Origin of the sequence: Mesorhizobium norvegicum (genome assembly GCF_004919685.1) — a bacterium.
GTDB lineage: Bacteria > Pseudomonadota > Alphaproteobacteria > Rhizobiales > Rhizobiaceae > Mesorhizobium > Mesorhizobium norvegicum.
Map to the genome: position 1 here is coordinate 1 of NZ_SMYZ01000023.1, position 22,556 is coordinate 22,556.

The following is a 22,556-nucleotide window of genomic DNA, read 5'->3' on the forward strand; positions in this document are numbered from 1 at the left end:
CAACCTGTTGAGGCTCCACAGCTAGGCAAGGCAATCCGCGACTATCGCGGCGGCGGCGCCTTTACGACATGGCTTTACTCCGTGACGATGAACGCCGCGCGCGACATGATGCGCAAGACCGCGCGCGAGACGGTCAAGACCGAGGCTTACGGCGTTCATGCGCTGATCTCGGGCGAGACTTCCGCCGAACCGGAAGACCCGGCCGAAGCGCTGTGGGCGGCGGTGCGGCAATTGCCGGACAAGCAGCGCGACGCGGTGCTTTTGGTCTATGGCGAAGGGTTGAGCCATGCGGCCGCCGCCGAGGCGATGGCGATCTCGGAGACGACGGTTTCCTGGCACATCCATGAAGCGAAGAAACGGCTGAAGACGCTGATGCGCTCGGCCGGGGAAGTGTGACCATGGTCGACGACAACGAACTCAACAGACTGCGCGACGCAGCAGTGCCAGCGCCCGGCGAGAGCGCGAAGGCCCGTGCTTTTGAAGCCGCCCTGCGCGCATACGATCAGGAAAATATTTCTGCTGTCACCCAAGGATCGGTTGGCGGGCTTCGTCTCACAGAGCGAGCACAAAAGCTCTGGAGCGAGATCATGCAAAAGAAACTCATTGCCACGCCGGCCCTTGCCGGGCTCGTCGCCCTGCCGATCGCCGGATACGCCACCTTCCATCTGCTGAGGGAGCAGCCGCCCAAATTCGGCGGCGACCAGAAGATCAGCGAGACGCTGGCCGACAAGCCGGCGACCGTGAAGCCGACGACAGCCGAGCCGAAGCAGGCTCCCACCGAATTGGAGAAGGACAAGAAGGCCGACGCCGATGTCGAAAGCCGCGACGCAACCGATGCGCTTGTGGCGCCGGCCTCGCCGCCGAAATCCGAATCGACCGTTGCCGGCGGTGCGGCACAGCAGGAATCGGCGACGGGCGCTCCCCGCCAGGATGCCTCTGGCGCCGGAAGAGTGATCATGAATATTGCACCTCCTGCGCCAGCCCCGGCGGGCGAGTTTGCGCTGGACGGCACCACAAGCGCGCCCAGCACCTCTCGGGTCGCCCGCATGTCGGCCGAGTCCAAGCTGATGGTGCAGCAGCCGTCGACCTTGCCGGCCGACCAGATGCTGCCGCAACCGGAAAACCGCGACCGGATCGAGGATTTCAAGACCAATCCGGTGCATGCGGCACTCGAGGATCCGGTCTCGACCTTCTCGATCGACGTCGACACGGCCTCCTATTCCTTCGTGCGCAGCTCGCTGAAGCAGGGCTACCTGCCGCAGGCCGATACGGTGCGCGTCGAGGAGATGATCAACTACTTCCCCTATGACTGGAAGGGTCCGGATTTGGCTTCGACGCCGTTCAACTCGACCGTCAGCGTGATGCCGACGCCGTGGAACACGCAGACCAGGCTGATGCATGTCGCCATCAAGGGGTTTGACGTCAAGCCGGCCGAGCAGCCGAAGGCCAATCTGGTCTTCCTGATCGATGTCTCGGGCTCGATGGATGAGCCCGACAAGTTGCCGCTGCTCAAATCGGCTTTCCGGTTGCTGGTCAGCAAGCTGAAGGCGGACGACACCATCTCGATCGTCACCTATGCCGGTGACGCCGGCACAGTCCTGGAGCCGACCAAGGCGTCCGAAAAGGACAAGATCCTCAGTGCCATCGACAATCTGACGCCCGGTGGCAGCACGGCCGGCGAGGCGGGCATCAAGGAAGCCTACAGGTTGGCGCAAAAATCCTTCGTCAAGGATGGTGTCAACCGGGTGATGCTTGCCACCGACGGCGACTTCAATGTCGGCCAGAGCGACGACGATGATCTGAAGCGGCTGATAGAAAAGGAGCGCAAGACCGGTGTCTTCCTGTCGGTGTTCGGCTTCGGCCGCGGCAATCTGAACGACCAGATGATGCAGACCATCGCGCAGAACGGCAACGGCACCGCCGCCTATATCGACACTCTGGCGGAGGCTGAAAAGGTGCTGGTCGAGGACGCCTCCTCGACGCTGTTCACCATCGCCAAGGACGTGAAGATCCAGGTCGAGTTCAACCCGAACAAGGTCTCGGAATATCGCCTGATCGGCTATGAGACCCGCGCCTTGAACCGCGAGGATTTCAACAATGACCGCGTCGATGCCGGCGATATCGGCTCCGGCCACTCGGTCACCGCGATCTACGAGATCACGCCCAAGGGCAGCGGTGGCGAGCAGATCGATCCGCTGCGTTATGGCCAGGCGTCGGTGGACAATGGCGGCGTCGCCAATGCGGACGAATATGCCTTCGTAAAGATCCGCTACAAGCTGCCGAACGAGGACGTCTCGAAGCTGATCACCACGCCGGTGACCTCGGCCAACGAGATTTCGTCCTTCGACCAGGCCAGCACCGACCAGCGGTTCTCCGTCGCTGTCGCCGCCTTCGGCCAGAAGCTCCGCGACGAGGATGCGACCGCGAAGTTCGGTTACGACAAGATCATGGAGATTGCCACTGCCGCTCGAGGAGCCGACCCGTTTGGGTACAGGTCCGAATTCCTCTCGCTTGTGCGCCTTGCCTCGGCGCTGGGCGGTAACCGGTAGTGGTGATGACGGCCGGTTTCTTTCAGATGGGATCGTTCTGACATGGGAAACCGACCAACGGGCGGGTGAGGCAGGCCGGCGAGGGATTCATTCCCTTGCCGGCCTTTTTTCGGATCTATTGATATTCAGGTGAGGCCGGCCTGCGAATGCGGGTTCCCTGCGCTTCCGGTGCTCACGTACTTTAAGTACGCTCCGCTCCGGTTCTCGAAAACCACCATTCTCGACTCGGCCTGACCTGAATCTCAACAGATCCGAGGCGCAGTGTTAACCTGCATGATCGTTAAATTGCGCCGCATTTCCGGTACCGGATCGCAACCCCCTCCTTGTTACACAGGACGGGTGTACTGGGCTTGAGGGAGCCGGAATTGCAGATCAGGACTATCGCCAACTCGATACCTCCGGCGCGGGACGCCTCGGCGGTTTCATCAGCCCCATCATCAGAATCCAGGCGTATCAGCGACGATGTCGCGCAGGCGCGCCACACCGCCATGTCGGCGCTGACCAACGACCGCTTCCGCGCCATGCTGGAACAGATAACCGATCCGGTTTCATCCGGCGCGCTGATGACGATGCGCGGCGACAATGTGGTCGACTTCAAGTCGGCGCAGTCGAGCTACGCCGACAACAGCGAATAATCGAAAACCGACAAGGTCAGGCCCGGCTGCGGCGGCGCTCGCGGCGGGCTTCGCTGGTCTCGGCAGTGTTTTCCGTCGCCACCTTGTTGCGCATCGGACCGATGCGCTCGACGATCGCGGCAACCGTCGGACGATCCGCCTTGGTGTGCGCGTCGAGCGCCTTGCGCATGGCGGCAAGGTGCTGGAACGAGGTGCCGCAGCAGCCGCCGATAATTTTGGCGCCGCCATCGACAGCGAGGCGCACATAGTCGGCCATCAGTTCGGGCGTCCCGGAATAATGGATCTCGGTGCCGCGGAATTCGGGGATGCCGCAATTGCCCTTGACGATCACCGTTGCTTCCGGCTTCGCCTCGGTCATGTCGAGCAGCGAGGCCAGGATGTCGGACGCGCCGACGCCGCAATTGGCACCAACGCCGAGCGGCGCCTGCGAAAGCCCGTCGGTGACGCCGTGGATGTCCTTCGGCAGCAGGCCCATCATGGTGCGGCCGGCGGTGTCGAAGGAACCGGTATAGGTGTAGGGCAGGCCGACGCGGATCGCCGCTTCGGCAGCGGCGCGGATTTCATCCGGAGCCGACATTGTCTCAATCCAGGCGACTTCGGCGCCGCCTTCCTTGAGGCCCTCGATCTGCTCGGCGAAGGCGTCGACCGCCTCGTCATAGGTCATGGCGCCAAGCGGCACCAGCAATTCGCCGGTCGGACCGACCGAGCCGGCGACGATGACCTTGCGGCCGGCCTTGTCGGCGACGGCGCGCGCGAGTTCGGCGGCGCGCTTGTTCAGCGCATGCGCGCGGTCCTGCGCATGGTGAAGCTTCAAGCGGTGACGGGTCCCGCCAAAGGAGTTGGTGAGGATGATGTCGGCGCCGGCATCGACGAAATTCTGGTGCAGGCTGGTGATGGTGTCGGGCGCCGTCTCGTTCAGCAGTTCGGGTGCCTCGCCGGCCTCCAGACCCATGGCGAACAAATTGGTGCCGGTGGCGCCATCGGCCAGCAGCACGCCCTTTTCAGCCAGCAGCGCATCGATCGGGTTGGTGGTCGTCATCGGATTGGCTTTCATGTTTCGAAGTCGAATAAGGATATAAAGAAGTCTTTATGTGTAGTCAATGATTTTGCAGCGATGCCGGCATCAGATCGGAGGCGTTTCCTCACCGTGTCGAGGTGACCTCGACGTGGATTTCGGTGCAGATCCCGCCATTGGTTGGATAATAGTCAACCGAGCAAGCGGTGATTACCAGCAGGAGATCCTGCTCGGCGCGCAACGTCACATAGCCGCCTGGCGGGTTGATCGACGCGGAAACCACCAGCCGGCCGTCGGGCTCCGGCAAGGAGTTCTGGAAGAGATCGACAGGATCGGGGGCGAAAGGCAGCGATATGCCCTCCGTGGCAAGCGCCTGCATCAGATTGTCCCGGCAATTCGGATGATTGGGAAACCCGGCGCGCTCGTAAAGCGCGCTGTCGCAAGCGGGGTAGAGCATATCATGCGGGCCGGGCGATGCGTTCTCGACCAGCGTCAGCATCGGCCTGGCGGCGGCACTGAAGAAGCTGTCGCCGATGCCGGGAAAAAGCCGCTCGGTGATGTCGCGGGTCTGCGAGGTGCTCAGCCAGTCGAGCGTCGGTTCGGTGCTGAAAGCCCAGAGATCGGAGACCTGCTGGCCTTTCGGATCAATGATGCGAACGAGGTCGCCGCGAGAGACGCGGATGGAGCGGCCCGACTGGGGAGGAACGACGATGCGGCGCGGGTCTGGCATGAGTTGTCCTTCAAAAAAATGGAAATGGCGTGGCCGGGACGAGGCTCTGCCAGAGGACCATGATTGCCGAAGTTCAGACAGTGCCTGTTGGAAACGACATGCCGGCCAGCCTGTGCGCGAAGCCAGACGCCTCATGTGCATTGATGTCGGCGGCGCGGATCAGATTGTCGAAATGCTGGATCAGCGTCTGGATCGGCTGGGTGGCGTTGAGCACCAGATACATGTCGCCGACATAGATGGCGGCACGATAGGGCCCAAAGATGGTGTAGGGGATCGAGTAGCGCATCCGTCCGTCATAGAGAAACAGCCGGAAGGTCGGGTAGAGGTCGTCGAGCAGCGTCGCCATGTGCAGCAGCTGGGCGCGCCGGTCGGCTTCCGGGAAACGGTCCCAGACACCCAGCCCACGTGCAAAGATCTCCAGCGTGTGGCGCGGCATGCAGACTTCCATGTCGGTTTCCGGCCGCCTGTTGTAGTCGATGCGGTACTGGGTTTCGCCGGCCTGCGCCAGGCGGCTCTTGTTGGCGATGCCCGCCTCGTAGTCGACCAGCGCTTCGGTGCGCAGAAGATCGGGAATGCCGGCCGGCACGTAGCGGATCTTGGTGCCGGCCGCCTCGGCATGCCATTTGGCCAGCAGCGTGCGATCGAAGCCGTCGGGCGCTTCCTCGATCTCCAGGCTCTCGCGGATTTCACCGGTGAGGCCCTCGTCCTGGCTGAGACCGAGTAGCCAGTCGAGCGACACCTTGAACTCGGCGGCGATGTTGAGCAGCGTTTCGGCGCGGGGCAGGCGGGTCGAGGCGCCCGACAGCAGCTGCGACAGCGCCGAGCGGTCGATGCCGACCGCGGTCGCGAAGGCCGACTGGTTGAGGTCGGAGCGTGTCAAGAGCATTTTCAGGCGTTCGCGGAAGATCGTCGACAGGTCGCGCTTGTCCATGTTCGTGCTCCAGGCCGATTGAGGAAAAATTTGCGCCGAAGCCTCTGGGAGCGTGCCTCAGGCGTAAATGAATCCCCAAGTTTGTTTACAATGTATAATATGTGCGGTTAAAAATGCGCAATCGCAACAGTTTGTGCACTTTGTCTCGTTGAGTGGAATCATTTCTCCTGACACAATGCTGTCAGGAACCAATTGGGGTTCCGGCGACTGAGGGACAGTGGTCGATAGCATGACGAGCAAGAGCATCAGGCGACACAGCGTACCGGCCATCGAGTGGCCGACCGTGGTACTCGCCTTCTTCTGTTACGCAACATGGCTCGCCACTGGTTTCCTGCTCTGGCCATCCTACCCCGTCCTGGCGCTTGCCGTCCTGGCTTTCACCGCCGCACTGCAATCCTCGATCATGCACGAAGTGCTGCACGGTCATCCGACACGCAACGCGCGGGTCAACGAAGCCTTCGTGTTCCTGCCGATCGGTCTGGTCTGGCCGTTCCGCCGTTTCAAGACCATCCATTTGCGCCACCACGCCGACGAGCGGCTGACCGACCCGCTGGACGATCCGGAGAGCTATTACCAGGCGCTCTGGCAGCATGACGAGTTGCCGCCGACGATGAAATTCCTGCTCAAGATCAACAACACCATGGCCGGCCGCTTCGTGCTCGGCCCCTGGCTGTCCTGCGTCGGCTTCTTCATCGACGACGCCAAGCAGATGATCGCCGGCGACAAGGCGATCCGCAAGGCCTGGCTGCTGCATGCGATCGGCCTTGCCATCGTGCTGCCGATCGTCCAGTTCGGCTTCGGCATCCCGCTGTGGCTTTACATTCTGGTGCCGGTCTGGCTCGGCCAGTCGCTGATCTCGATCCGTACGTTCGCCGAGCATCAATGGTCGGAACATCCGGAAGGCCGCACGGTGATCGTCGAGCGCTCGCCGCTGTCGTTCCTGTTCCTCAACAACAATCTGCACTTCGTCCATCACAAGACCCCGACCGTGGCTTGGTACAAGCTGCCCAAGCTGTTTCGTGACCGCCGTGAGGAATGGCTGCGGATGAACAATGGCTATGCCTATCCGAACTATTTCGCGCTGATCAAAGCCTATGCGTTCAAGGCGAAGGAGCCGATCGTGCACCCGGTGCTGCGGCGCCAAGCCGAGCCGGGCAGGGCCTTCAAGCCGCGCATCAGAGCGCGCAGCATCAGCGGGCTTGGCAGTGCGCCGGTTCCCGCCGAGCCGCCCAAGGAATAATTCCGGCCGTATGGGACCTGTGTCGGCCAATTCTGATTGGACGCCGCGTTTTTGCGATCCTTTTTCCAGACGTGATGATTGAGTGTCGGCATGAGTGAATTGGTTGCGGCGTTGCCGATGTATGACTGGCCCGAAGTGCGCGGCGAGGTCGACGCCCAATGGGCGCGGTTGCGCGATGCCTTCCGGCAAAAGGGCATCGACGCGCCGCAAACCCTGGTGCGCCGCAATGGTGACCTGCCGTCGGTGCCGGGCGGCATAAGGGATGTTGCCGGAGTAGTGTTCGCGCCGGACCCGGGGACATTGCCGCCGCCGGAACTAGACTTTCACAAACTTTGGGTGCACCCGGCGCTGTTGTTCGCCCAGACCTGTTGGGGACCGATGGAGCTCGGCCTGTCCAAGCATGTGCAGGTGGTCGGCCAGCCGAGCTACGACGCCTATGAAGGCGGGCAGGGCGAGTTCTATTCGAGTGCGCTGGTGATGCGGACAGGCGAGGGGCCGGTGGTTCGATCGCCTGCGGATGGCAGCCCCTTGCTCCCGCTCGATCTGATCCGTGGCAAGCGCTTCACCTTCAACAGTCTCGATTCGATGTCGGGATTCCTCGGACTGACGCGCGACCTCGATGCGATGGGCGAGAGTCTGGACATGTTTGCCTCGCGCAGCGAAAGCGGCGGCCACCGCGCTTCGATCGTCGCCATTGCCGAAGGCAGGGCCGATGTTGCGGCGATCGACTGTGAGAGCTGGGCGCTGGCGCAACGTTTCGAGCCGGCGGCGAAAAAGGTGGCGGTCGTCGGCTGGACGGGACGGCGCAAAGGCCTGCCTTACATCACCGCCGCAACCACACCGGAAAGGACAGTCAGGGCAATGCGAGAAGCACTTGCCGGACTAGCCGAGCAGCCTCGCATCCAGCGGATAGGTTGAAAGCTGCTCGTTGCCGGTCTCGGTGATCAGGATCTGCTCCTCGATCTTGACGCCTTCGCGCCCGCCAAGCCGGCCGATATAGCTTTCCACGCACAGCACCATGCCGGGCTCCAGCACGCCGTCCGGCGTGTCTGATGTCCAGTCGCTGGCATGCGGCAGCGTCGGGTATTCATCGGCCAGCCCGACGCCGTGATAGAGCACGCCATAGCGCGTCGGGAAGCAGTCGCCGGGCGGCACCGCCGAGCGTTCGACAAGGTCGCGAAACGAGATGCCGGGCTGCATCAGAGCCGTGTTGTGTTCGATCTGATCGGCGGCGATGCGGAACAGGTCGCGCTGTTCATTGGTCGGCTTTGTATCGCCGCACAGCCAGGTGCGCGACAGGTCGGCGCAGAAGCCGTAGGGGCCGATCAGGTCGGTGTCGAAGGCGACAAGGTCGCCAGCCTCGATCTTGCGCGACGAGCACTCCTGGAACCATGGATTGGTGCGCGGGCCTGACGTCAGCAGCCGTGTCTCGATCCATTCGCCGCCGCGTGCAATGTTGCCGCGATGCAGTTCCGCCCACAATTCATTCTCTGAGATGCCGGGCTTAAGAGCCTGTTCCATCTCGCCCATCGCCGCCTCGCAAGCGACAATGGCGCGGCGCATGGCGAGGATCTCGTCTGACGATTTGATCAACCGCGCATTTTCCATCACCGCTTCGCCATTGCCGATGGAAATGCCGAGGCGAGCCAGTTCCTCGACGCCTTCCGGATTGATGTGATCGACGGCGATGCGGCTGTTGCCGCCGCCATGTTGCCTGACCAGATCGGCGATGCCGGCGGCCCAGCGGCGGACTTTTTGTTCCGTCAGCTCGCCGCCATAGAGATACATCCACGACACCGCCGGCCGCACCTCGTCGACGACGCCGGAATGGTCGGACAGGTGCTCGCAAGAAAAATAGTCGAACAGCACCACCGGCCCTTCGGTGGCGACAAAGCAATGCCGCGTCGGGTTGTGCGCCACCCACAGCTGCATGTTGGTCGAATCGGTGGCGTAGCGGATGTTGACGGGGTCATAGAGCAGGGCGCCCGCATAGCCGCGGCGCTTCAGCTCGGCGCGGATGCGCTCGAGCCGGTATTGGCGCATTTCGGCCAAGTCGGGCGCGGCAATGCCTGCCGCTGCCCATTCAGCTTCCGCCTGTGCGCCATAGCCCAGCACATGCTGGTTGAGTGACGCCGCCTTCTGACGGGAGGCGTCGCGCAAAGCCTCAATCGAGCCGAGCTCGAACGGCATGATCTTGCGATGGCGACCAAAGCTGCCCTTTGGCCCCGCGCTGTCCATGGTCGCGCCTCAGGTCCGCATCTTCTCGCCGCTCGGGTCGAACGGCGCTTCGACATTGATGCGGGCCGGCCGCCGGTGTCCGAGGATCTCGATCTCGAACAATCCGGCGCTTTCGTCCTCGGCAAGAGCCGCCGGCACATAGCCCTGCGCCATCGATTTCCTGACATAGTGGGCATAGCCGCCCGAGGTGACCCAGCCGACAACGCGCCAGTCGCCGTCGACGATGCCGCGCACGGCGGACGCGCCTTCAGCAGCCTTGGAGCCGCGTATTTCCTTGCCGCCCTTGTCGAAACGCGGCGCGCCATAGCCATGCGGCTTTTCCACCGTGCCATAGTCCTTGCTCACCTTGGCCCAGATCGGTTCGTCGCCCATGACGTCGGCGTCGGCGGCATCGACGATGAAAGAGACGCGGCGCAGTTTCGGCCCATCGGCCTGTTCCTTGGCGGCTGCCTCGCGGCCGATGAAGTCGTTTTTCTCCAGCTTGATGAAGCGGTCCATCGCGCCTTCGAACGGTCCGTAGATCGGCCGCAACTCGCGGAACCAGGTCGGAAAGTTCTTCTCGAGGCGCATCGACAGCAGGGCGCGCATGCCGAAATCGACCAGGCCGAACTCCTCGCCGGCGTCCTTGATCGCCTGATAGACGAGGCGCTGATAGGCCGGCGCCATCCAGATCTCGTAGCCGAGATCGCCGGTGTAGGTGATGCGGTTGACCACGCACGGCGCGCCGCCGACCGCCATCTCGCGGAAATCCATGAAGCGGAAGGATTTGGTCGAGATGTCCGTATCCACGAGCTTCTGCAGCAAATCCCGCGCGCTCGGCCCGGCGATCGACAGGCCGACCAGCGTCTGGTCGAAGCGGTGGATGCGCACCGACCCGTCTTTCGGCAGGTGCTTCTCGAACCAGCGCATGTGGTATTTCTGCGCCGCCGACGAGCCCCAGATCATGAAGCGGTCTTCTGCCGCCTTGGCGATGGTGAAGTCGCCGATCAGCTTGCCGAATTCGTTGAGCATCGGCGTCAGCACGATACGGCCGGTCTTGGGCATGCGGTTGGTCATCAGCCGGTTGAGGAAATCCTCGGCCGCAGGTCCCGACACTTCGTATTTGGCGAAGTTGGCGATCTCGGTGACGCCGACACGCTCACGCGTGGCGCGCACTTCCTCGCCGATCGGCCCAAAATCGTTGGAGCGGTGGAAGGAGACGATGTCCCTGGGCTCCTTGCCTTTCGGCGCGAACCAGAGCGGGGTTTCGAGACCCCAGCTGTCGCCCATGACCGCGTTGTTGGCCAGCATCGTGTCGTAGAGCGGCGTCGTCTGTGCCGGGCGTGCTGCCGGCAGTTCCTCATTGGGGAAGCGGATGGAGAAGCGGCGCGAATAGTTTTCGCGCACCTTGGCGTTGGTATAGCGCAGGCCGGCCCATTCGCCGAAGCGGGTGACATCCATGCCCCAGACGTCGAAGCCGGGATCGCCATGCACCATCCAGTTCGACAGTGCGAGACCAACGCCGCCGCCCTGGCTGAAGCCGGCCATGACGGCGCAGGCGCACCAGAAATTGGTCAGGCCCTGCACCGGGCCAACCAGCGGGTTGCCGTCGAGGGCGAAGGTGAAGGGGCCGTTGATGATCTGCTTGATGCCGGCCTTCTCGATACCGGGGAAATGCTTGAAGCCGATTTCGAGCGATGGCGCGATGCGGTCGAGATCGGGCGGCAGCAATTCATGACCGAAATCCCACGGCGTGTTGACCGGCGACCACGGCTTGCAGGCCTTCTCATAGGTGCCGAGCAGGATGCCGTTACGCTCCTGGCGGGTGTAGATCTCGCCCTTGAAGTCGAGCACGCCGATCATCTCGCGCCCGGTCGACTTGTTGAATTCCTCGACCTCCGGCATCGGTTCGGTGAGCAAATACATGTGCTCCATGGCCAGCACCGGCAGTTCGACGCCGACCATGCGGCCGATCTCACGCGCCCACAGGCCGCCGCAATTGACGACATGCTCGGCCTTCACCGTGCCTTGCTCGGTGACGACGTTCCATGTGCCGTCAACCTCCTGCGTCAATTCGACGACGCGGTTGCGCAGCACGATCTCGGCGCCGAGTTTCTTGGCCGCCTTGGAGTAGGCGATCGTCGTGCCGGACGGATCGAGATGGCCTTCGACCGGATCCCACATGGCGCCGACGAAATTGGTCTCGTCCATTAGCGGGAACATCGCCTTGGCTTCGGACGGCGTGATCAGTTCGGTGTCCATGCCGAGATAACGGCCCTTGGCGTGAGCCAGTCGCAGGAAGTCCATGCGCTCGGGCGTATCGGCCATCATCACGCCGCCGGTCAGGTGCAGCGAGCAGGACTGGCCGGAAAGCTCTTCGATCTCCTTGTAGAGTTGCACCGTATAGGCTTGCAGCTTGGCGACGTTGGGATCGCCGTTCAGCGTGTGGAAGCCGCCCGCCGCATGCCAGGACGAGCCGGAGGTGAGCTCCGAGCGCTCGATCAGCATGATGTCGGTCCAGCCGGCCTTGGCCAGATGGTAGAGAACCGAGCAGCCGACGACGCCGCCGCCGATGACAACCGCTTTTACGTGAGATTTCATCAAGATAGATCCGTTTTTGAAGAGATTGAACCGGGTGGGCGGGGTGTGAAAACAAAGCGAAGATCGGATGCAGCGATGTTCTCGGCCAGCCTGCCATCAAGCGCGGCGAGGATGGTTTCACAGACCGGAGTACGATGTTTCAGGACGTCGTGGTTCCAAACACGCAGGATCGAATAGCCTTCAGCGCGCATGAAGTCGTCGCGGCGGCGGTCATATGAACTGCCGGCGTGCTGGTGTCCGTCGATTTCCACGACAAGCCATTTTTCGCGGCAAGCGAAGTCTGCAAAAGGGCCGATGGAGAACTGACGCGTAAAGCGATAGCCGCCAAGTTTTCGCGCCTTCAGTTCAAGCCAAAGCAGTGCTTCCGCCTGATTGCCTGCTTGCCGGAGATTACGCGCTCTCTTCGTTGTCCCTATTTTGCGACGACTGCGCGTTTCATGAACGGCTTCCCCCACTCCGTCGCCGCTTCGCGGCGCCACCTCTCCCCCCTCCGGAGGGAGAGGAAAGGTGCCAGCCGGTGCATGCTCGCGCCCTTCCTCTCCCCCGTCGATCGGGGGAGAGGTGTCGAGCGAAGCTCGACGGAGTGGGGGTCGACCGTTCATCAAATCCATACGAATGATCAGTTCATCAAACCAACACTGCCGATCAAAAATCGGTCGGCGCGCCGCCCTCGGACCGGCGCTTTTCGACGAAGGCGTTGAGTTCCTCGCGGATGGCCGGGTCCATATAGGGCTCTTCGTAGGACGCAAGCCGTTCCTTCCAGACTTTGTTGGCCTTTTCGAGCGCCGTCGGCGAGCCGGCTTCCGCCCAGGTCTCGTAATTGCGCCAGTCGGAGAGGATCGGCGAGTAGAAGGCGGTCTTGTAGCGGTCCTGCGTGTGCTGGGTGCCGAAGAAATGGCCGCCCGGTCCAACCGACTGGATGGCGTCGAAGCCGAGTGCCTCCTCGGAAAGGTCGAGCGGGGTCAGGAATTCGGCCACCATCTGCAGCAGGTCGATGTCGAGAATGGTCTTTTCGTAGGAGCAGCGCAGGCCGCCTTCGAGCCAGCCGGCGGCATGCATCATCAGATTGCCGCCGCCCTGGATGGCGCCCCACAGCGAGAACACGCTTTCATAAGCCGCCTGCGCGTCGACCGTGTTGGCGGCGCAGGTGTTGGAGGTGCGGTAGGGGATGTTGTAGCGGCGGGCAAGCTGACCGCCGACGAGCTGCGCCTTCATGTATTCCGGCGTGCCGAAGGCCGGCGAACCGGACTTCATGTCGACATTGGAGGTGAAGCCGCCATAGCCGACGGGCGCGCCCTTGCGCACCATCTGGGCGAAGGCGATGCCGGACAGTGCTTCGGCGTTCTGTTGCACCAGCGCGCCGGCGATGGTCACCGGCGCCATGGCGCCCGACAGGGTGAACGGCGTCACGACGACGACCTGGCCTTTGCTCGACATCTGGATGATGCCTTCCATCATCGGCACATCGAGCTTGAGCGGCGAATTGGTGTTGATGATGGTGAAGACGGACGGCTCTTCCAGCATCTGCTCGTGGCTGATGCCGCGCGCGATCCTGGCGATCTCGATGCCGTCGACATTGCGCTCCTTGCCGAGCGAATAGATGTGAAACACCTTGTCGGTGAGCACGCTGAGATCGCGGATGCATTCGAGGTGGCGGACGGACGGATGGATATCGGTCGGCTCGACCGGATAGCCGCCCGTGCAGTTCAGGATGTTGTGCATCTGCGCGAGCTTGAGGAAGTTGCGGTAGTCCTGCTGGTTGCCGGGCCGGCGGCCGCGATCGATGTCGGAGCAATTGGGCGCCGACGCCATCATCGAGATGATCACATTGTTGCCGCCAAAGCGCACATTGTGCGCGGGGTTGCGGGCATGGATGGTGAACTCCGAAGGGCAGTGCGACACAAGTTCGAGGATCATGTCGCTGTCGAAGCGCACCCGCTCGCTGCCCTCGCGCACGTCGGCGCCATGCGCCTTCATGATGCTGCGGGCTTCGTCATGCAGCACGTCGACGCCGATTTCGCGCAGCACACGCAAGGAAGCGAGGTGGATCGATTCCAGTTCGTCGTCGGAGACGAGCCTGGTCGGCGTCAGCGGGTTTCTCAGCTGGCGAAAAGCCGGCTGCTCGAACGCGGCCGAGCCGCCGGCGCGCTTTCCGGCGCGGCCGCCGCGACGGGCGCGGTCGGTGGCCAATGCCGGTTCCAAGGGTTGTAGGGCGGCGGTCATGATGGTCCTCGTACGATGCGATAGCGGGCGGCATAATGGACCGGCGACTGTCCAGCCATTGCGGAGGCGGCGACCACTAGGGCGAGGGAAGCGACATGCCGGAACGGCAGCTGCGCGGCCGTGGCATCGGCTAGATCCCACCACCCCGTTGGCGCAAGCGGATTTCGCCTGCCGGCCCTTCCTTTCCCCAGGTCGAACCCGTAGCTAGTCGGGCTCGCTGGCCGGATGGCCAGCACTTCATATGGATGACAGCATCAGTATGGTCGCGACCGGCTCGAGCGAAGGCGAAGCGGGAACGCAGTGGGCAGCGCTTGCCGGCGTCACCGCGGCACTTGCCATGTTCGGCGCGGCGCAAGGGCTGAGCTCGCCGCTGTTCACGCTCCTGATGCAGAAGCAAGGCATGTCGCCGGCGCTAATCGGCCTGTCGGCGGCGATGATGCCGCTCGGGCTGATCCTGTCGGCTTCGTTCGTGCCCGCGGCGGTGCGGCTGGTCGGTGCGCGCAACCTGGCGGTCGGCTGCTCGCTGATCGGCGCGCTCTGCTTCCTGGGCATCGGTTATCTGCAGGACTGGGTGGCCTGGTTCGTCATCCGCTTCATCATCGGCGTGGTCATCAACCCGCTCTACATCCTCGGCGAAGTGTGGGCGCTGTCGCTGGCGCCGCCGTCGCGGCGCGGCCGGGTGATGGGCGTGTTCAACACGCTGATGGGCGCCGGTTACGCGGCCGGGCCATTTGCGCTGACCCTGCTCGGGCTGGGCGCCCTTCCTTGTCGGTGTCGCCGGCTTCACGCTCTGCGCGGTGATCCTGCACGCCGTCTCGTCAAAGCTGACCGGTTTCGAGGATGACGGCCAGCCTGCCAGCGGCCTTGTCGGCTTTGCCAAAATGGCGCCGGCGCTGCTGCTTGCCGTGCTTGTCTCGGCCGCGGTCCAGCAGAGCACCTATGCGCTGGTCCCGGTCTTCGGCGCCAGTTACGGTCTGGCGGAAGCCGTGCTCGCCTCGCTGGTGATGGCGCTGTCGCTGGGCAACATCCTGCTGCAGATACCGCTCGGCCTTCTGGCGGAGCGTTTTGGCGGCCGCGCCATGATCATTGTCTGTGCGCTGGCAACGAGCGCCTGCGCGGCCCTGCTGCCGCTGCTGATCATGACACCGCTGATCTGGTGGTGCTGCTGGTGATGGGGGCTGTCGGCTACGGCGTCTACACAATGGCGCTGGTCGAGCTCGGCAGCCGGTTCAAGGGCTCTGTGCTGGTCGCCGGCAACGCCGCCTTTGCGCTGATGTGGGGTGCCGGCGGCATCGTCGGCCCGCCCGGTGCCGGTCTGCTCATGCAAGGCATCGGACCGCTCGGCCTGCCGGTCGTGATCGCCGGCCTCGATGCAGTGCTGGTGTTGTTCGCGCTGTATCGCTCGTCGGTGCGCCGAGCTTCCTGACAGGCCCAGCCTCCTGACAAGCATTGTCTGGAGCATGCGGTTTTCGCCCGCCGGGGGCTTACCTCCACCCAACTCAATCGCTAATCCTGCAGCCCGATGGCGGTGCGCACAATGACTCTGGCGGAATCGAACGACGACGAGACGATGCAATGGGCCGCGATTACCGGTGTGATCGCGACCGTCTCGGTGTTCGCCATCGCGCAGGGGCTGTCCTATCCGCTGTTGAGCTTCATCCTGCAGCGCCAGGGCGTTTCTCCGGCGATGATTGGCCTGTCGGCGGCGATGACGCCGGTCGGCTTCATCCTGTCGTCACCGCTGATCCCGGCGCTGGCGCGGCGGTTTGGGGCAGGGCGCACGGCGCTCATTTGTGCTGCCCTGTCGGCAATCGTGCTGGCGCTGATCGGCTGGACGCAGAATGTCTATCTGTGGTTTCCGCTGCGCTTCCTGATCGGCGTGGTGACCAATCCGCTCTATGTACTGAGCGAGATCTGGGTGATCGCGCTGGCGCCGCCGGCCCGGCGCGGCCGTGTCATGGGTGTCTATTCGACGATCATCTCGGCCGGTTTCGCGGCCGGGCCGTTGTGCCTGCTTGCCGTCGACACGGAAGGCTGGCCGCCCTTCCTCGTCGGCATTTTCGCCTTCGTGCTGTGCGGTATCTGCCTGGCCTCGGTGCTGCCGCGGCTGCCGAAGGTGGACGAGGCCGGGCATCAGGTTTCCGTCCTGGGCTTCGTGCCGCTGGCCTGGCTGCTGTTGTTTGCCGTCGTGGTAGCCGCCGGCTTCGAACAGGGCGCGCTGGCTTTGCTGCCGGTCTATGGCACCCATCACGGCATCACTGAAACCCGCATGTCGGCGCTGCTGTCGGTGATGATTGCCGGCAACATCGCCATGCAGGTGCCGCTCGGTCTGCTGGCGGAGAGGCTTTCCGCGCGCCTGGTGCGGCTTGCCTGCGTTGCGATCACGGTGCTCGGCTGCCTGCTCCTGCCGCTTCTCATCGAGTCGCCGCTGATCTGGCCGATGATCTTTGTCTGGGGCGCCGTTTCCTACGGCATCTACACGATGTCGATCATCGAGCTCGGCGAGCGCTTCACCGGTTCGACACTGGTCGCCGGCAATGCCGCCTTCTCGCTGATGTGGGGTGTTGGCGGCATCGCCGTGCCGCCACTGGCGGGTGGCGCCATGGATGTGCTGGGTGCCGGTGGGCTACCGATCACGCTTGGCCTGATGTGCCTGGCGCTGGCGATCGCGAGCGTCGTTGGTCGAAGGTCAGCCTGATGCGATCGGGGGATGCGGTAGCCGGTCATCGCCTTGCCATCTCGAAATTGCCCATATGTCACAATCGGCGTGACGTTCCTCAGGGTGCATCCGGCGCAGCATGTCCTGAATTTCAGCGGCACGATCAAAGTCGGGTATCAGCCCAACGTGGGACAGTTCCGAATTCGCAAATACGTCGGGGAAGCCGCCGCAATTGGTCAACGCACTTATGGCAACTTCTTGATCCAACAAGTCGTAGCCCAGGAAGGTGAAGCCGCCCCAATCAACCGACCGCACGTCCGCCGATGGCTTTCGGATCACGCTTAACATGTTCAATTTGTTCGTATCCGCCAGTTCCGAAAGCAGGAAATCCAGATCCACAAAGAAATCGAGCATCCAGTCCTCGTTCACAATGTGGGGCCAGTAGCTGTCCTTTGTCTCGTCAAGCACGACTGGGCCGAGCATTCCATCGAGTGTGACGACCTCGGTCAATTGGGTGAGGCCTGACCACTCGACGTATTTCGTCCACTCCGTGCCACTGGACGGACCAAATTTCTGTTTCGCAACGTAGAGAAATTGCATGAGGTTTCCTCGTAGCGAGACATGGCTGGATAAGGCTTCGCGGTTGATGCGGTTTGGCGAGGTCGCTTCTTTCGCGCGTTCCAATTGAATTTCGGTAGTGGCATGACGATGTTTGCGACACCGAGCCTTGATGAGTTTACCGGAGACCATATGACCAAGTCGACCACACAGAGCCTGCCAAATTCCGCTTCTTCGACCAATGATCCCTTTCTCTGGCTGGAAGACAGGACAGCCGAGCAGTCGCTCGACTGGGTGCATCGCCAGAACGAGGTCACGGTTGGCGAGCTGCAGGGTGATCCGTCCTATCAGGTGTCGTTCCAGACCGCGTTCGACCTGATGACGGCCGAGGACAACATCGCTGTTGGTGCCGCCATCGCCGGTCACGTCTACAATTTCTGGCAGGACAAGACCAATGTGCTCGGCCTCTGGCGCCGCACGACGGTCGCTTCCTACAAGACCGAGAAGCCGGAATGGGAAACGATCATCGACTTCGACCAGCTTGCGGCGAAGGAGGGGATCAAATGGGTGTTCAGCGGCGCCAGCCGGCTTTATCCGGACTTCAATCTTTGCCTGGTCTCGATGTCGCCCGATGGCGGGGACGCCAGCGAGATGCGCGAGTTCGACATCGAAACTAAATCGTTCGTAGAAGATGGGTTTCACGCGCGGGCGTCGAAGTCGGGCTTCAGCTGGCTGGACAAGGACACCGTGATTGTTTCCGCCGCGTTCGAAGAGTCCGACAAGACCGACTCCGGTTATCCGCGTGTGATCAAGCTCTGGAAGCGCGGCACCAAGCTTGAAGACGCGACACCGATCTTCGAGGCGCAAAAAGAGGATCTCGCCGTGGGCGCTGCTGTCGAGTTCGACGGCGACAGGCGTTACCTGATCCTGGCCCGGACGCTCAATTTCTTCGCTTCGCACATCTTCGTGCGGCTGCCTTCCGGCGAAAACAAACAGCTGCCGCTGCCGGACGACATGACCGATACGGCAATCTTCAGGGATCAGCTCGTGTTCGGCGTGCGCAGCCCATGGACGACGCCCAACGGCACGGTTTGCAAGCCTGACGGCCTCTATTCGCTGGATCTGGTGCACTGGGTCGAGACCGGCGCGCTCGGACCTGTGGAAACCTTGTTCGAGCCGGCATATCGCGTTTCCATCGCCGGTATTGCCCGCACGCAGGATCGGCTGTTCATCAGCCTGATGGACAATGTGCGCGGCAAGGTCGTCGTCTGCGAGCGAAGGGATGGCAGCTGGTCGCTGAAACCGGTCGCGCTGCCCGAAAACGGCAATGTCGGCATCAGCCATGCCGAGCACTTCGGCTCGACCGTCTCCTTCTCCTTCACCGATTTCCTGACGCCGAGCTCGATCATCTGGTCCGATGACAATGGCGAGACGCTCGCCACCGTGAAATCGCAGCCGGCGCGTTTCGACGCCTCGCCGCTGATCTCGGAGCAGTTCGAGGCGCGCTCGAAGGACGGCACAATGATCCCTTATTTCGTCGTCAGGCGGCGCGACCAGAAGGGTCCGGTGCCGACGCTGCTTTACGGCTATGGCGGTTTCGAAGTGCCGCTGCTGCCAGGCTACGCCGGCGTGCGCGGCAGGCTGTGGCTGGAAAAGGGCAATGCCTATGTGCAGGCCTGCATCCGCGGCGGCGGCGAGTTCGGCCCGGCCTGGCATCAGGCGGCGCTCAAGGGCAATCGCCAGAACGGCTTCGACGATTTCGCGGCAGTTGCGCAGGATGTCGTCAAGCGCGGCATCGCGACAGCAAGCTCGCTCGGCATCCAGGGCGGTTCGAATGGCGGCTTGCTGACCGGCGTTTCCCTGACGCAGCATCCCGAGCTGTTCGGCGCCGTCATCATCGAGGTGCCGCTGCTCGATATGTTGCGCTACACCGAATTGCCGCCCGGCGCCTCGTGGATGGCCGAATATGGCGATCCGTCAAAACCGGAAGACGCGAAATGGCTTTCAGCCTACTCGCCCTATCAGCATGTCGACGGCGCCGCCGCCTATCCGCCTGTGCTGCTGACCACCTCGACCGCGGACGACCGGGTCCATCCCGGCCATGCGCGCAAGATGGCCGCAAGCCTGCAGGAAGCCGGCCATGCCAAGACGCTGTTCTTCGAGGAGACAGAAGGCGGGCATGGCGGGCGTGGCGACCGCCGGCCGCAGGCGGCGCAAACGGCGATGAAGTATGTCTTCCTGCAAAGGGCGCTGACCGGGAAGGCATAACCGGAAGAGGGAGCATTGCCGACGCAAAGGGTGGTTCACCTCGACCGCCCTTTGCTCTAAGGTGCCTTCCATGGCTCTCGCTAGATTATCAGCTCGTGCATTTCGGGTCGCGGTGACACCGTCATCGCGCACGCTGCGCGCCGAGCTTTTGCGGCTGTGCGCCCGCATCGGCTATTCGCCACCTGTCTGCCTCTGACGCATTCGCCCCGGCTTGGGCCGGATAGAATCCAGAGGAAAGATCACAATCATGACCTATCAGAATTATTCGCTGAAGCAGCTTCAGCAGATCGACGCCGCGCATCATCTCCATCCTTTCACCGACCACAAGGAACTGCGCGAGGCCGGCTCGCGCATCATCACCCACGCCAACGGGCCGTTCATCTATGATTCCGAAGGGGCTGAAATCCTCGACGGCATGGCCGGGCTGTGGTGCGTCAACATCGGCTATGGCCGTGACGAGCTGGCCGAGGCCGCCTATGCGCAGATGAAGGAATTGCCTTACTACAACTCCTTCTTCAAATGCTCGACGCCCACGCCGGTGCTATTGTCCAAGAAACTGGCGGAGATCGCACCGAAACACGTCAACCAGGTGTTTTATGGTTCGTCCGGTTCGGAAGCCAACGACACCGCACTGCGTCTCGTGCGCCACTACTGGGTGCTGGAGGGCAAGCCGGAGAAGAACCGCATCATCTCGCGCAAGATGGCCTATCACGGCTCGACGGTTGCCGGCACGTCGCTCGGCGGCATGGATGGCATGCACAAGCAGCTCGGCGGCGCGGTGCCCAACATCGTCCATGTGATGATGCCCTATGCCTATGAACTGGCGCTGCCTGGCGAGAGCGATCATGATTTCGGGCTGCGCGCGGCCGGGGCTGTCGAGGATGCGATCCTCGAAGCCGGCGCCGACAAGGTTGCCGCCTTCATCGGCGAGCCGGTGATGGGAGCGGGCGGCGTGAAGATACCGCCGGTCAGCTACTGGCCGGAAGTGCAGCGCATCTGCCGCAAATACGATGTCCTCTTGATGCTGGACGAGGTCATCACCGGCTATGGCCGCACCGGCGAGTGGTTCGCCGCCCAGACGCTCGGCATCGAGCCCGACACCATCACCACGGCCAAGGCGCTGACATCGGGCTACCAGCCGCTGTCGGCATTGCTGGTCGGCGACCGCATCGCCTCGACGCTGGTCGAGAAGGGCGGCGAGTTCAATCACGGCTACACCTATTCCGGGCACCCGGTGGCCTGCGCCGTGGCGCTGAAGAACCTCGAGATCATCGAGCGGGAAGGGCTGGTCGATCGCGTCCGGAACGATACCGGCCCTTACTTCGCCAAGGCGCTGCAGGAGCGGATTGCCGGGCATGATCTGGTCGGCGAGGTGCGTTCGATCGGCCTGATGGGCGCGATCGAGATCGTCAAGGACAAGGCGACCAAGGAGCGCTTCCTGCCGGCTGGAAGTGCGGCGGTGACCGTGCGCGACCACGCGATCGCGCACGGCATGATGCTGCGCGCCACCGGCGACACGATGATCCTGTCGCCGCCGCTGATCTGGACCCGCGACACCATCGACATGGCCTGCGACCGCATCTCGAAGGCGCTGGATTTGGCGCAAGCCGATCTGCGCAAGCGGTAGGGCTCGAGCTCGACCCCTAACCGGGCGTTCCTCGGCAGGAGCGCCCGGCCTCGGGAACACGCTGAAGCGAAGAGGGAACGAATTCCATCCCCGCGCGTAGTGTGTGGGGCAGCGGCTGATTCGGCCGCGACAAGGGGTTTGTTTCCATGAGAAAGACCGGCAAGAGCCGACGGACGCAAGAAGCGGCCAGCATCGGCGGTGACCTGATGCTGGCGCCGCTGGTGGCGATGATGCGGCTGCCGTTGATGGCCATGGACGGCGGGAGCAGCCAGCCATGGAGCACGGAGACCGCGCGTGCGGTGAACGAAAAGACCGCCGCCATGGCCGAAGGCGCGTTTGCGGCGCAAATGTCTTTCCTGCAGTCGGCATCGCGATTCTGGCCGGAAGTCTTTTCCGGCCGCACGCCGTCGCTGTTCAACGGTGTCGCAGCGGAACGCTCGATCAGCGCCGCGCTGAGGCCGGCAAGCCGTGCCGTGAAAGCGAATTTTCGCCGGCTGTCCAACAAGACCTGACCGAGGTTGCAGAACTTTGATTTTGCGCATCGAGGAGCGCATGCGCTAGAACCAGTCGGTGAAGGTACCGATGGGGGACACGATGGCCGGACAACCGCTCAACCAGCCGGCTGAAATTCCAGCCGAGCTCGACCGCTGGAATTGGGGCGCCTTCTTCCTCAACTGGATCTGGGGCATCGGCAACAGCACCTTCATCGCGCTGCTGGCGCTGATCCCTGTCGTCAACATCGTCATGATCATTGTGCTGGGCGCGCGCGGCAGCCGCTGGGCCTGGCAGAACCGTGCCTGGCGCGACGCCGAACAGTTTCGCAAGACGCAACGCAATTGGGCAATTGCCGGCCTTGTCGTCTGGGTGGTCGGAATTGGCGGCTGCGCGACGATGGTCGGCAGCATTCCCTATGTCCTGAAAGGCAGCGATGCCTATCACATGACGATGGACAGACTTCGCGCCGACGACCGCGTCAAGGCGGCGCTGGGTGATGATTTGGCCGACAGTTTCTGGGTCGGTGGCCATCTCAATGTCAATGCGAATGGGGCTGGCGACGCCCAGTTCAGCATTCCGGTCCACGGCGCCAAGGGCAAGGGCACGGCCTACTCAACCGCTGTCCGCACAGCCGGCACATGGAGCCTGCGCCTGCTGGTCGTCAGGGTCGAGGGAGCCGACGCGCCGATCGTGCTGATCAACGAAGATCATGTCCCGATCCCGAATGCGGCAATCGGAATATAGCGGGCAAAACGCAAAACCGCGGCCTATAGGCGGCGCGACAGCTGACGGTTCGGCTGGCTTTGTG

General features: G+C 63.0%; 21 protein-coding genes. 13 read left to right on the top strand and 8 right to left on the bottom strand.

The window, feature by feature from the left end; genetic code table 11:
• The 3 genes from FCU66_RS10135 to FCU66_RS41055 all read left to right on the top strand — a co-directional run.
• The coding region (locus tag FCU66_RS10135) for an RNA polymerase sigma factor (protein WP_136620537.1) at window positions 1-396 on the top strand (396 nt) is incomplete at its 5' end.
• Window positions 397-398: 2 nt separating this feature from the next.
• Window positions 399-2,549, top strand: coding sequence for a vWA domain-containing protein (locus FCU66_RS10140; RefSeq protein ID WP_136620536.1), 2,151 nt, complete (start codon window positions 399-401; stop codon window positions 2,547-2,549).
• 365 nt (window positions 2,550-2,914) lie between these two features.
• Window positions 2,915-3,184, top strand: coding sequence for a hypothetical protein (locus FCU66_RS41055; RefSeq protein ID WP_168992049.1), 270 nt, complete (start codon window positions 2,915-2,917; stop codon window positions 3,182-3,184).
• 16 nt (window positions 3,185-3,200) lie between these two features.
• On the opposite strand, the gene bmt is transcribed toward FCU66_RS41055, so the two are convergent.
• The 3 genes from bmt to FCU66_RS10160 all read right to left on the bottom strand — a co-directional run bounded on the left by bmt (window position 3,201) and on the right by FCU66_RS10160 (window position 5,860).
• Entirely contained in the window at window positions 3,201-4,223 is a 1,023-nt protein-coding gene (gene bmt / locus FCU66_RS10150; RefSeq protein WP_168992048.1) for a betaine--homocysteine S-methyltransferase, read from the bottom strand.
• Between the two features lie 103 nt (window positions 4,224-4,326).
• A complete protein-coding gene (locus FCU66_RS10155) occupies window positions 4,327-4,929 on the bottom strand; it encodes a DUF1989 domain-containing protein (RefSeq protein WP_136620534.1) in 603 nt (200 codons plus the stop codon).
• Window positions 4,930-5,002: 73 nt separating this feature from the next.
• Window positions 5,003-5,860, bottom strand: coding sequence for a helix-turn-helix domain-containing protein (locus FCU66_RS10160; RefSeq protein ID WP_013531192.1), 858 nt, complete (start codon window positions 5,858-5,860; stop codon window positions 5,003-5,005).
• 229 nt (window positions 5,861-6,089) lie between these two features.
• On the opposite strand from FCU66_RS10160, the gene FCU66_RS10165 reads away from it, so the two are divergent.
• Together FCU66_RS10165 and FCU66_RS10170 are read left to right on the top strand one after the other, a co-directional pair.
• Window positions 6,090-7,100 carry a fatty acid desaturase gene (locus tag FCU66_RS10165; RefSeq protein WP_168992047.1) on the top strand — a complete coding sequence of 337 codons (1,011 nt, stop codon included), beginning with the start codon at window positions 6,090-6,092 and terminating at the stop codon, window positions 7,098-7,100.
• 90 nt (window positions 7,101-7,190) lie between these two features.
• On the top strand, window positions 7,191-8,018 hold the full coding sequence (locus tag FCU66_RS10170) for a phosphate/phosphite/phosphonate ABC transporter substrate-binding protein (RefSeq protein WP_136620533.1): 828 nt from the start codon (window positions 7,191-7,193) through the stop codon (window positions 8,016-8,018).
• Here the strand turns inward: FCU66_RS10170 and FCU66_RS10175 are convergent.
• The 4 genes from FCU66_RS10175 to FCU66_RS10190 form a co-directional block, all read right to left on the bottom strand.
• Window positions 7,983-9,338, bottom strand: coding sequence for a M24 family metallopeptidase (locus FCU66_RS10175; RefSeq protein ID WP_136620532.1), 1,356 nt, complete (start codon window positions 9,336-9,338; stop codon window positions 7,983-7,985). The two genes, FCU66_RS10170 and FCU66_RS10175, sit on opposite strands and share 36 nt — an antisense overlap.
• Window positions 9,339-9,347: 9 nt before the next feature.
• Window positions 9,348-11,918, bottom strand: a complete 2,571-nt coding sequence (locus FCU66_RS10180) for a GcvT family protein (RefSeq protein ID WP_136620531.1) — start codon at window positions 11,916-11,918, stop codon at window positions 9,348-9,350.
• Window positions 11,918-12,397 carry an endonuclease domain-containing protein gene (locus FCU66_RS10185; protein WP_136620530.1) on the bottom strand — a complete coding sequence of 160 codons (480 nt, stop codon included), beginning with the start codon at window positions 12,395-12,397 and terminating at the stop codon, window positions 11,918-11,920. Before FCU66_RS10185 ends, FCU66_RS10180 begins: the two co-directional genes overlap by 1 nt.
• A 166-nt stretch (window positions 12,398-12,563) precedes the next feature.
• Window positions 12,564-14,141 carry a trimethylamine methyltransferase family protein gene (locus tag FCU66_RS10190; protein WP_136620529.1) on the bottom strand — a complete coding sequence of 526 codons (1,578 nt, stop codon included), beginning with the start codon at window positions 14,139-14,141 and terminating at the stop codon, window positions 12,564-12,566.
• 259 nt (window positions 14,142-14,400) lie between these two features.
• Here FCU66_RS10190 and FCU66_RS42770 point away from each other — a divergent pair, with 259 nt between their 5' ends.
• From FCU66_RS42770 to FCU66_RS10200, 4 genes are all read left to right on the top strand, one after another.
• Complete coding sequence (locus FCU66_RS42770; protein WP_425462846.1) at window positions 14,401-14,985, top strand: MFS transporter; 585 nt, start codon at window positions 14,401-14,403, stop codon at window positions 14,983-14,985.
• A complete protein-coding gene (locus FCU66_RS42775; protein WP_425462847.1) occupies window positions 14,939-15,313 on the top strand; it encodes an MFS transporter in 375 nt (124 codons plus the stop codon). Before FCU66_RS42770 ends, FCU66_RS42775 begins: the two co-directional genes overlap by 47 nt.
• Entirely contained in the window at window positions 15,310-15,567 is a 258-nt protein-coding gene (locus FCU66_RS42780) for an MFS transporter (RefSeq protein WP_425462848.1), read from the top strand. The genes FCU66_RS42775 and FCU66_RS42780 overlap by 4 nt, the downstream gene beginning before the upstream one ends.
• 111 nt (window positions 15,568-15,678) lie before the next feature.
• Complete coding sequence (locus FCU66_RS10200) at window positions 15,679-16,839, top strand: MFS transporter (RefSeq protein WP_136620528.1); 1,161 nt, start codon at window positions 15,679-15,681, stop codon at window positions 16,837-16,839.
• Here the strand turns inward: FCU66_RS10200 and FCU66_RS10205 are convergent.
• A complete protein-coding gene (locus FCU66_RS10205) occupies window positions 16,831-17,484 on the bottom strand; it encodes a hypothetical protein (protein ID WP_246093845.1) in 654 nt (217 codons plus the stop codon). The genes FCU66_RS10200 and FCU66_RS10205 overlap by 9 nt on opposite strands.
• 66 nt (window positions 17,485-17,550) lie before the next feature.
• Between FCU66_RS10205 and FCU66_RS10210 the strand changes: the two genes are divergently transcribed.
• From FCU66_RS10210 to FCU66_RS10230, 4 genes are all read left to right on the top strand, one after another.
• Entirely contained in the window at window positions 17,551-19,626 is a 2,076-nt protein-coding gene (locus tag FCU66_RS10210; protein ID WP_136620527.1) for a prolyl oligopeptidase family serine peptidase, read from the top strand.
• Window positions 19,627-19,873: 247 nt separating this feature from the next.
• On the top strand, window positions 19,874-21,253 hold the full coding sequence (locus FCU66_RS10220; RefSeq protein ID WP_136620526.1) for an aspartate aminotransferase family protein: 1,380 nt from the start codon (window positions 19,874-19,876) through the stop codon (window positions 21,251-21,253).
• Window positions 21,254-21,399: 146 nt separating this feature from the next.
• On the top strand, window positions 21,400-21,765 hold the full coding sequence (locus FCU66_RS10225) for a hypothetical protein (protein ID WP_136620525.1): 366 nt from the start codon (window positions 21,400-21,402) through the stop codon (window positions 21,763-21,765).
• Window positions 21,766-21,847: 82 nt separating this feature from the next.
• Window positions 21,848-22,492 carry a cytochrome c oxidase assembly factor Coa1 family protein gene (locus tag FCU66_RS10230; protein ID WP_136620524.1) on the top strand — a complete coding sequence of 215 codons (645 nt, stop codon included), beginning with the start codon at window positions 21,848-21,850 and terminating at the stop codon, window positions 22,490-22,492.
• Window positions 22,493-22,556: the final 64 nt, after the last annotated feature.